The organism is Patescibacteria group bacterium (genome assembly GCA_026417895.1).
Classification (GTDB): domain Bacteria; phylum Patescibacteriota; class Patescibacteriia; order UBA2591; family CALHIP01; genus CALHIP01.
Genome location: JAOACJ010000005.1, coordinates 1 through 10,952 on the forward strand (window position 1 = coordinate 1; position 10,952 = coordinate 10,952).

A 10,952-nucleotide genomic window follows, 5' to 3' on the forward strand; every position below is an offset into this window, starting at 1 on the left:
ATCATTTCTCTTTATTTCTGTATCTTTTTTTTAAATCTGCTAAAATAAAAAGATGTTCAAAAAAATAATCAAAAAATTTTTACCCAAAAGTTTTTTACTTTTTTATCACAAAGTATTAGCTGTTTTGGCGGCGTTCTTTTATGGCTGGCCAAGTCGAAAAATGATTGTCATTGGTGTGACTGGCACGGCCGGCAAATCAACAGTCGTAAATTTAATTGGTCGGATTTTAGAAGAAGCAGGCTTTAAAATTGGCTGGACAACGACGATGAATTTTAAAATTGCGGAAAAAGAGTGGTTAAACAAAACAAAAATGACGATGCTTGGTCGTTTTGCTCTACAAAAATTTCTTAAGAAAATGGTTCAAGCCGGCTGTCAATATGCTATTATTGAAACTTCTTCAGAAGGTATTTTACAGTCTCGACATTTAGGTATTGAATATGATCTGGCTGTTTTTACCTGTCTTCATCCAGAACATATCGAAGCCCACGGTGGTTTTGAAAATTATAAAAAAACTAAAGGAAAACTATTTGCCGGATTGACAAAAAAAAGGAGAAAAATTATTAATGGCCAGAAAATTAAAAAAACCATCATCGTTAACTTAGACGATGAAAATGCGACTTATTTTCTTTCCTTTAAAGCCGATGAATACTATGGTTACCATCTCAAGTCTCAAATCTCAAGTCTCAAAATAGCAAATCAAAATTTAAAAATTATTCAAGCGGAGAATATAAAATCAGATACAAACGGATCAAAATTCACCATTCAAGACTCAGAATTCCAGATTCATTTATTAGGCGAATTTAATATTTATAATGCTTTGGCGGCAGTGAGCGTTGGTTTATCACAAGGTGTTTCTTTAGAAATAGCAAAAAGGGCACTAGGGAAAATCAAAACCTTGCCTGGTCGGATGGAAATAGTTATTGATCGCCCCTTTAAAGTCATTGTTGATTATGCTCATACACCAAAAGAATTAGAAAATGTTTATCAACTGATTAGTTCAAAGTTAAAAATTAAAAATTCAAAATTAATTTGCGTTCTTGGCTCAGCTGGGGGCGGTCGAGACAAATGGAAAAGGCCAGTCTTAGGCAAGACGGCGGCTAAATATTGTGATGAAATTATTTTGACCAATGAAGACCCATATGACGAAAATCCTGCTACTATTATTGATGAAATCGAAGCAGGATTTTCGCAAATTCCAAATTCCAAATTCCAAATTCCAAAATATGAAAAAATCTTAGACCGAAAAGAAGCAATTAGAAAAGCACTTTCTTTGGCAAAAGAAAATGACATCGTCATTATTACTGGTAAAGGTTGTGAGCCGTGGCTGTGTCTTGCTCGAGGTAAAAAAATTCCTTGGGACGATCGTCAGATAGTTAAAGAAGAGTGCCAAAAATTATCCACAGATTAATGATTGACAATTATTTTTATCTTTTTTAAAATCTAACTATCCTAATAAGGTAAGGAATTGAAGATCCTTACTTGGCCAAATTTTGGCTTTAATAAAAGAAAAAATTGAGAGACACTTTTTCTAATTTTCATTAAAGGCCGAGCCTCTTTTTTTAAGAGGTTTTTAGCCTTTTTAAAATATGCGGAAAACATTTAAAAAAACTCAAGAACTTTATCCCAATTTTGATTTAATTGAAATTCAAAAAAAATCTTATCAGTGGTTTCTCAAAGAGGGAATTGGCGAGGTTTTAAAAGAAAGTTCTAATATTCAGGATTATCGTGGTCGTGATTTAGAACTCCATTTTATCGATTATTATCTTGAAGAGCCAAAATTCGATGAAATCACGACCAAAGAAAGAAATCTCACCTATGAGGCTGCTTTAAAAGTAAGGGCTAAATTAATTAATAAAAAAACTGGTAAAAAAATTGAACAGGAAATCTATTTAGGCGATATTCCTCTTATGACCGAAAGAGGAACTTTTATTATTAATGGTATTGAAAGGGTGGTTGTTAATCAACTTATCCGTTCGCCCGGAGTTTTTTTTACGGCTGACGAGTTGGCTGGTCGGAATTATTATCGAGCTCTTATTATTCCTGATCGTGGGGCTTGGCTGGAAATCGAAACTTCTTATGACCATACTTTATGGGTGAGAATAAATCGCCAGCGCAAGGTTATTGCCACTGCTTTCTTAAGAATTTTCGGCTTCAATACTAAGGAAGAAATTCTTAATGCATTTTTCCCTTCGACTCAAGAGATTAATGAAGAAGAAAAAAAATATCTAGAAAATACTTTAAAAAAAGACCCAGCCTTTTCTGAGGAGGAAGGAATTTTAGAAGTCTATCGAAAAATTAGACCAAGTGAATTTGTCACCATTGATAGTGCTCGCCATTTAATTCAGAATATGTTTTTTAATCCGGATCGATATAATTTAGGACGCGCTGGTCGTTATAAAATTAATCAGCGTCTAAATTTGAAATATCAGCTGCCACCAGAGAAGCTTCAAGTTTTACAAAAAGAAGATATTAAAAAAATTATCCAAGAAGTGATTCGGTTAAACGTCAGCCAGGCTCAGCCAGATGACATTGATCATCTAGGTAATCGAAGAATTAGAGCCGTTGGCGAACTAGTTCAGTCACGCATGAGGGTGGGGTTGATGCGTATGAGAAGGATTGTTAAAGACCGAATGAGTACTCTTGACACAGCAACCCTCACGCCCGCCCAACTAGTTAACCCTCAACCCGTTATCAGTGTCATTCGAGAGTTTTTTATGCTTTCTCAACTCTCACAGTTTATGGATCAAACCAATCCTTTAGCTGAGTTAGAGCACAAAAGAAGATTAACAATGGTTGGTCCTGGCGGCTTATCTCGCGAAAGGGCTGGTTTTGAAGTGAGAGACGTTCATCAAACTTATTATGGTCGTATCTGTCCGATCGCTACCCCGGAAGGTCAAAACGTTGGTCTGGTTGGCCATTTTGCTTGTTATGCTCGGCTTAATCCCTATGGTTTCTTAGAGACGCCTTATCGGAAAGTGGTCAAAATAGGAAAAAAAATGAAAGTGACTGATGAAATTATCTGGTTGGATGCTTTTGAAGAAGAAAAATATAATATTGCTCCAGCCTCCATACCCCTTGATGAGGCTGGTTTTATTATTCCCAAAACAAGAATTGAGGCAAGAATCAAGGGCGAACCAGGTTTTGCTCTACCTGAACAAATTGATTTGGTTGATATTGCTTGTCAACAAATTATTAGTTTGGGAACGGCCCTGATTCCTTTTTTAGAACATGATGATGCGGTTAGAGCTTTAATGGGGACAAATATGCAACGTCAGGCAGTGCCATTAATTTCGCCGGAAGCACCTTTAATTGGTACCGGCCTTGAAGAAAAAGTGGCTCGAGATTCTGGTTATTTGGTCGTAGCGGAAGAAGATGGGGAAATTGTTGAGAGCGATGCTGGTCATCTTAAATTGAAATCGAGAAAAAAAACATTAACTTACCAAGCAAACAAATTTATTCGTTCTAATGCCAATACTTGTCTCAATCAAAGGATTTTAGTAGAAAAGGGACAAAAAGTTAAAAAGGGCGATGTCTTAATTGATGGTCCGGCCATGGAAAAAGGTGAATTAGCTTTAGGGCGAAATGTTTTGGTTGCTTTTATGCCTTGGGAGGGAGGGAACTATCAGGACGCAATTTTAATTTCTTCTCGTTTAGTCAAAGAGGATGTTTTTTCTTCTATTCATATTAGTGAACATCTGGTTGAGGTTAGAGAAACGAAATTAGGACCAGAAGTGATTACTCGCGACATTCCCAATGTTAGCGAGATGAAATTAAAAGAATTAGATTCTGAAGGAATTATTCGGATTGGTGCTGAGGTGAAGTCAGGCGATATTTTAGTCGGTAAAATTACACCGAAAGGTGAAACTGAGCTTTCAACCGAGGAAAAATTACTCCGCGCTATTTTTGGAGAAAAGGCTAAAGATGTTCGAGACACCTCACTTTATTTAGAACATGGTGAACACGGAAAAGTTATTGAGATTAAAACTTTTTCTCGGGAACAGGGCGATAAACTACCATCGCGGGTTTTAAAGACTATTTATATTTCCGTGGCTGATTTGAGAAAAATCCAGCCTGGTGATAAATTGGCCAATCGTCATGGTAATAAAGGTGTTGTTTCTAAAATTATTCCCGAAGAAGATATGCCCTTTTTAGAGGATGGCACGCCCATTGATATTATTTTAAATCCCTTAGGGATTGTTTCTAGAATGAATATCGGCCAGATTTTAGAGACTCATTTAGGAATGGCAGCAAAGACCTTGGGTTATCAAGCAGCTATCCCTTCTTTAAATGGTCCTCGAAATGAAGAAATAAAAAAAGAATTAGCCAAAATCAATTTTCCTCTTTCCGGTAAAGTCAAGCTTTATGACGGAAGAACCGGTCAGCCATTTGCTAACGAGATTACTGTTGGTTATATGTATATGATGAAGTTAAATCATTTGGTGGAAGATAAAATTCACCAACGTTCAATTGGTCCTTATTCTCTCATTACTCAACAACCTTTAGGTGGTAAAGCCCAACGTGGTGGTCAAAGATTTGGCGAAATGGAAGTTTGGGCTCTCGAAGCACATGGAGCAGCTTATACTCTTCAAGAGATGTTGACCATCAAATCTGATGACGTGACTGGCCGGACGAGGGCTTATAGCTCAATTATTAAGGGTGAAAAAATTCAAGATGTTTATCTGCCAGAATCTTTTCAGATTTTAATTCGCGAATTAAAAGCCCTTGGTTTAGGTGTTGAATTAATTAAAGATAAATCGTTGCAGAGAGACAAATCAACCAAAATTGGAGAAAAAAATTCTTAACTAATAACTCAAAAATATGCCTGCCCCTGTTTTTACTAAAACTTTAACCTTAAATGAAGATAAAGAAAAAATACCTCTTTTTCAAGCCATTCGTTTAAAACTTGCTTCACCTGAGGAAATACTTTCTTGGAGTTATGGTGAGGTGACTAAACCAGAAACGATTAATTATCGGACTCAAAAACCAGAAAGAGAAGGACTTTTTTGTGAAAAAATTTTTGGTCCAGTCAAAGATTTTGAGTGTGCTTGCGGTAAATATAAAAAACTTCGCTATCGGGGAATTATTTGTGATCGCTGTGGTGTCGAAGTAACAACGTCAAAAGTTCGACGAGAAAGAATGGGTCATATTAAATTAGTGGCTCCCGTTGTTCATATTTGGTTTCTGAGAGGTGTACCCTCAAAAATCGGCGTTCTTTTAGACCTTTCTGTCCAGACCTTAGAGAAAGTCGTTTATTTTGCCAATTTTATTATTACTAAAGTTGATGAAGAAATTAAAAAGAACACCCTCGAACAATTAGAAGAGGAATATAAAAATAAAAGAAAAGCTCTTAAGAAAGAAATTAAAGACAAAAAGACATTAGAAATAAAATTAAAAGATCTTCAGGAAAATTATTTCCTTAAAAAAAGAGAAATTGAAGAGATAAAAATAAAAAGAATTTTGTCAGAAAAAGAATATCATGACCTTTCCTTGCATTATGGTTATTTTTTTGAAGCTGGCATTGGCGCGGAAGCCATTTTGACTCTTTTAGAAAACCTTGACCTTAAAAAGGCCAGTCAAGAAATTGAACTGGAAATAAAAAAGACAACCAACCCTGCTCGTCAGAAAAAACTTCTTTTAAGATTTAAGTTAATTCGAAATTTAATCGCCAATAAAATTAAGCCCGATTGGATGGTTTTAAGGGTTCTGCCGGTTATTCCTCCCGAGCTTCGGCCGATGGTTCAGCTTGACGGTGAACGTTTTGCCTCCGCCGATCTAAATGATTTATATCGGCGCATTATCAATCGTAATAATCGTTTGAAAAAATTGATCGAATTAAGGGCCCCTGAGGTCATCTGTCGAAACGAAAAAAGAATGCTACAAGAAGCAGTTGACGCTTTAATTGATAACGAAATGAGAAAAACGAAAGCAATGGTAACGGGGGCGCAAAAAAGACCACTGAAATCCTTAGCTGATATCCTGCGAGGTAAACAAGGAAGATTTCGCCATAATCTTTTAGGAAAGAGAGTTGACTATTCTGGTCGGAGCGTTATTGTTGTTGGTCCGGAATTAAAACTCGATGAATGTGGTTTGCCAAAAACAATGGCTCTTGAGCTTTATAAACCTTTTGTCATTAGCGAACTAATCAAAAGAGGTTTTGTTTATAATGTCAAAAGTGCCTCGCGTCTGGTTGAAGAAGGAACGAAGGAGGTTTGGGATATTTTAGAAGAGATTACAAAAAACTCTTATGTTTTATTGAACCGAGCACCAACTCTTCATCGTCTAGGGATTTTAGCTTTTCGCCCTATCCTTATTGAAGATAAAGCGATTAAAATCCACCCCCTTGTTTGTCCAGGTTTTAATGCCGACTTTGATGGTGATCAAATGGCCGTACACCTACCTTTAACAGAAAAAGCTCAAGCCGAAGCAAAAAATATTATGGCCGCAAGTAAAAATCTTTTTAAACCGGCAACTGGCGATCCGATCGTTACCCCCATTCATGATATTGTCTTAGGAGTTTATTGTCTTTCTTTGATAAAAAAAACACCAGCCCCCCAGGTAAAAGAAAATAAAATATTTTCTTGTCCAGAAGAAGCAATTTTGGCTTTTGAACTTGGTAAAATTGAACTACAAGAACCAATCAAAGTGAAAATTGATAACTCTTTAGTTGAGGTTTCAGTTGGTCGTCTCATTTTATGGCAAACCTTCCCTCCAGGTCTCTACTCTCTTGACCAAACCGTTGATCAAAAAACCCTTCGGCTTCTCATTAATCAATGTTTAGAAATTTATGGTCCAGAAATAACAGTTAAATTTTTAGATGATTTAAAAGAAATTTCTTTAAAATACCTGACTTCAAATGGTCTCTCTTGGGGTATGGATGATTTACCTGAATTGCCAGCAAAAAAAGAAATTTTTAAAAAAGCTGAAGAAGAAATCGAACAGATTCAGAAAGAATACGAAGAGGGGCTTTTAACTGAAGACGAAAGATATCTTAAGGCGATTGAGGTTTGGACGAAAGTCAGAGACGAAATTGCTACTCTTTCTAAAAACCTTATTTCTTCTTCTGATAATCCAATTTTTTTCATGATTGACTCTGGTGCTCGTGGTTCTTGGAGTCAGGTAACCCAAATGTTGGGTATGAAAGGTTTAGTTTCCTCGCCAACCGGTAAAATTATTGAGTTACCAGTCAAAAGTAGTTTTCAAGAAGGTTTCAATATTCTTGAATTTTTTATTTCCACCCACGGGGCAAGAAAAGGTGTTTCTGATACAGCGTTACGCACTGCCAGCGCTGGCTATTTAACAAGAAGAATGGTTGACGTGGCTCAAGAGATATTTATTCAGGAAGAAGATTGTGGCGACAAAGACGGGATTGTTCTGACTAAAGAAGAGTCAGAAGAAATGGGTGAAAGTTTAGCCAATCGAATTTTTGGTCGAGTTGTTTTAGAAGATATTTATCAACCAAAAACAAAAAAAATCATTGTTAAGAAAGGCGACTTTGTGACCTATGATAAAGTCAAAGAGATAGAAAAAATTAATTTAGAAAAAATAAGGATTAGATCGATTCTTACCTGTCGGACTCGTCGTGGTCTTTGCGTTAAATGTTATGGTTATGATCTCGGTCATCATCAGCCCGTTGCCTTAGGAACAGCCGTTGGCGTTATTGCTGCTCAATCCATTGGCGAACCTGGTACTCAATTGACCCTTCGCACTTTTCACACCGGCGGAATTGCTGGTCGAGATATTACTCAGGGTTTGCCTCGTGTTGAAGAATTATTTGAAGCTCGACCACCAAAAAGAAAAGCGATTTTAGCCAAAACCGATGCTCAGGTTGAAAAGGTTGAAGGTGAAAAAGAAAAGAAAATTACTTTAAGATATCTTAATCAAGAAAACAAAGAAGAGAGAGAAGTGATTAACATCCCTTCTAATTATCTTGTTTGGGTTAAAGAAGGTCAATCAGTCAAAAAAGGAGATCCTTTAACTGATGGTGATTTTAATCTTCATGAGTATTATTATTTGAAAGACAAAGAAGCTGTACAAAAATATATTCTTAAAGAGGTTCAATATATTTATTCTTCCCAAGGGCAAAAATTGAATGATAAACATATTGAAATAATCATTAGACAAATGTTTTCTCGAGTTTTAGTTAAAGAAAGCGGCGAAACCGATCTTTTACCTGGCGAAATTTTGCCTCGGGCTTATGTCGAAGAGGTCAACGAAAAGATTGTCAAAGAAGGCAAAAAACCAGCAGAGGTTAAAGAACTTTTATTAGGCATCACTCGAGTCTCTCTTTCCACTGATAGTTTTCTAGCCGCCGCCTCGTTTCAGGAAACATCGCGTGTTCTGATTAACGCCGCTATTACCGGACGCGTCGACAGACTTCATGGTTTAAAAGAAAATGTGATTATTGGTCGTTTAATTCCAGTGGGCACCGGTTTTAATTTTAGAAAAGAGATTGAGAAAAAATAAATATTTTATATTCTATTTTATTTTTTACAAAAAAGTAATTATGTCTCTCCATCTTTGGATTTTAATTGTTCTCATTTTTTTGTTGATTTTTTGGTTGGTTAGTATTTTTAATTCTTTAGTAGTGGCGAGAAATCGAGTTGATGAAGCTTGGTCGGATATCGAAATTCAATTAAAGAGACGCTATGATTTAATTCCCAATTTAGTGGAAACAGTAAAGGGCTATGCTGGTCACGAACGAGAATTATTTCAAAAAATAACCGAGGCAAGAAGCCAAGCTTTGGCTGCCAAAACAATTAGAGAACATGCTGAGGCAGAAAATTTTTTAAGTTCAACTTTAAAAACTCTTTTTGCCGTGGCTGAAAATTATCCCGATTTAAAAGCCAGCCAAAATTTCCTAGAACTTCAGCGAGAGCTAACCGATACTGAAGACAAAATTCAAGCCGCCCGGAGGTTTTATAACAGCAACGTCAGAGACTTCAATACTAAAATTCAAATTTTCCCGAATAACCTGGTGGCTGGTTGGTTGAAGTTTACCCCTCGTGAATTTTTTGAAATAGATGAAGAAGAAAAAGAGCCAATAAAAGTTAAGTTTTAAAATTTGATATTTATTTTAAATTCGTGTTTTGAAGTTTTGAATTTTAGTTTTATGACTCTCTATACTCACATTTCTTCTAATCTTCGCAAAACTTGGCTTCTGATAAGCCTCTTTTTTCTCTTTATCATTGCTTTAGGTTGGCTTTTTGCTTATCTTTATCAATCTCAAGAAATTTTGATTTTCGCTATTATTTTTAGTTTTTTGATGAATTTTCTATCCTATTGGTTTTCTGATAAAATAGTCTTAACTCTTAGTCGGGCTAAAGAAATTAAAAAAAGTGAAGCACCAGAGCTTTATCGTTTGGTAGAAAACTTGTCTATTACAGCCGGTTTACCCTTACCTAAAATTTATATTATTGATGAAGCCGCACCTAATGCCTTTGCCACCGGTCGGGATAAAAATCATGCTGTTATTGCTGTGACGCGCGGCCTTTTAGAAAAATTAGAAAAAGTTGAATTAGAAGGAGTCTTGGCTCATGAGCTGGCTCATATTGGCAATCGTGATATGTTTTTACAAACTATCGTTGTTGTTTTAGCCGGGATAATTGCTATGCTTTCTCATCTGTTTCTACGAATGAATTTTCTCAGTGGTTTAACAAGAAGAAGAGATAATCGACAATCTGGTTATCTGGGATTAATTTTATTTATTTTATTCGTTATTGCTGTTATTTTAGCGCCAATCGCCGCCACCCTCATTCGTTTAGCCATTTCCCGGAAAAGAGAATTTTTAGCCGACGCCTCAGGGGTGATGTTAACTCGTTATCCTGAAGGCCTAGCCCGAGCTTTAGAAAAAATTTCTGCCGATCAAACACCTCTAAGAGTTGCGCACGAAGCAACGGCTCATTTATATATTACTAACCCTTTCAAAGGTAAGCAGGCTATTGATTGGCTGACGAAATTGTTTTCTACTCATCCGCCGGTAGAAGAAAGGATTAAAGTTTTGCGGGCAATGAACCTTTAAATTTTAAGGCTTAAATTTTGATTCATCCATTATTGTCGAAGAGTTATATTTATATCAATGTGTTAACACGATAATATAGAGGAAGATAAAAATGGTAAACAAAAAAAGCAAAAATAATGAAGTCTTATCAAAATAGAAAAAGGCCCAACTTTAACCAAAAAGCGGTGTCGGGGTGATAAATGATACGAATTGAAGGATAGTGGAGGAGAGAGATTTTTCTTCGCCCAAGAGGCGAAGGGCACTATCACTCCAATCCGATTACCACGACCGGCACCGCTCTTTAGAGAAAATTTATTTTAAATTTTCTAAAATTGTTTTTAAGATTTGAACAATAATTTCTTCTTTTAATTGCCATCTTTCACCTTCAGCTAAATTGATTTTTTTCGTAATCGTTTTTCCATCTTTGAATTTTAAAGCGAAGAAGACTTCACCGGGTAGAGAAAATTCTTGATTCTTTGGATCAACCCTTGATAAACTCCCCGTAACACCTATGGCTAAATCGGCCCGGACGGCCCTTTTTAAACCGGCCTCAGCCATAGCCTCAGCGGTTTCTAAAGAATAAACTGAATATTTCTCAATAATTTCTTTTGGCACACCCAAAGCCATTTTTGCCTCGTTAGAATAAGTGATAAAAGATTCTTTCATTACTTCTGAAGCACCTGCCACATTCGTTAAACTATTAGCTAAACCACCGCCAGTACAAGATTCAACAGCTGTGAGGTATAACCCCCTTTCTTTTAATTTTTCCACTACCTCTTTACTTAAAGACAGAGAATCTTCTCTTTTTTCTTTCATATTATCTGGTTAAATTATCTCAAATTTTTTCAATTTTATCAAGATTTTAATCGATTTTTTTATTTTTTAATGAATAAAGGAAATTTTTATCTCCTCTTTCAAAACCACTAAAATTCTAATGATTTTGAAAGAAGAGAGG

At 36.0% G+C, this 10,952-nt stretch carries 6 protein-coding genes; 5 read left to right on the forward strand and 1 reads right to left on the reverse strand.

Annotation, left to right across the window (positions count from 1 at the left end):
* Positions 1-52: 52 nt before the first annotated feature.
* The 5 genes from N2259_00865 to N2259_00885 all read left to right on the forward strand — a co-directional run bounded on the left by N2259_00865 (position 53) and on the right by N2259_00885 (position 10,018).
* Positions 53-1,408, forward strand: a complete 1,356-nt coding sequence (locus N2259_00865; protein ID MCX7778779.1) for a UDP-N-acetylmuramoyl-L-alanyl-D-glutamate--2,6-diaminopimelate ligase — start codon at positions 53-55, stop codon at positions 1,406-1,408.
* A gap of 178 nt (positions 1,409-1,586) precedes the next feature.
* Positions 1,587-4,802 (forward strand): DNA-directed RNA polymerase subunit beta, encoded by a 3,216-nt coding sequence (gene rpoB, locus N2259_00870; protein ID MCX7778780.1) that lies wholly within the window; start codon positions 1,587-1,589, stop codon positions 4,800-4,802.
* A 16-nt stretch (positions 4,803-4,818) separates the two neighbouring features.
* Positions 4,819-8,463: a DNA-directed RNA polymerase subunit beta' gene (rpoC, locus tag N2259_00875; GenBank protein MCX7778781.1), complete on the forward strand. Its 3,645-nt coding sequence runs from the start codon at positions 4,819-4,821 to the stop codon at positions 8,461-8,463.
* A gap of 40 nt (positions 8,464-8,503) precedes the next feature.
* A complete protein-coding gene (locus N2259_00880; protein ID MCX7778782.1) occupies positions 8,504-9,058 on the forward strand; it encodes a LemA family protein in 555 nt (184 codons plus the stop codon).
* A 51-nt stretch (positions 9,059-9,109) separates the two neighbouring features.
* Positions 9,110-10,018 carry a M48 family metallopeptidase gene (locus N2259_00885; protein ID MCX7778783.1) on the forward strand — a complete coding sequence of 303 codons (909 nt, stop codon included), beginning with the start codon at positions 9,110-9,112 and terminating at the stop codon, positions 10,016-10,018.
* 291 nt (positions 10,019-10,309) lie between these two features.
* Here the strand turns inward: N2259_00885 and N2259_00890 are convergent, their stop codons facing one another.
* Positions 10,310-10,813 (reverse strand): nicotinamide-nucleotide amidohydrolase family protein, encoded by a 504-nt coding sequence (locus N2259_00890; protein ID MCX7778784.1) that lies wholly within the window; start codon positions 10,811-10,813, stop codon positions 10,310-10,312.
* Positions 10,814-10,952: the final 139 nt, after the last annotated feature.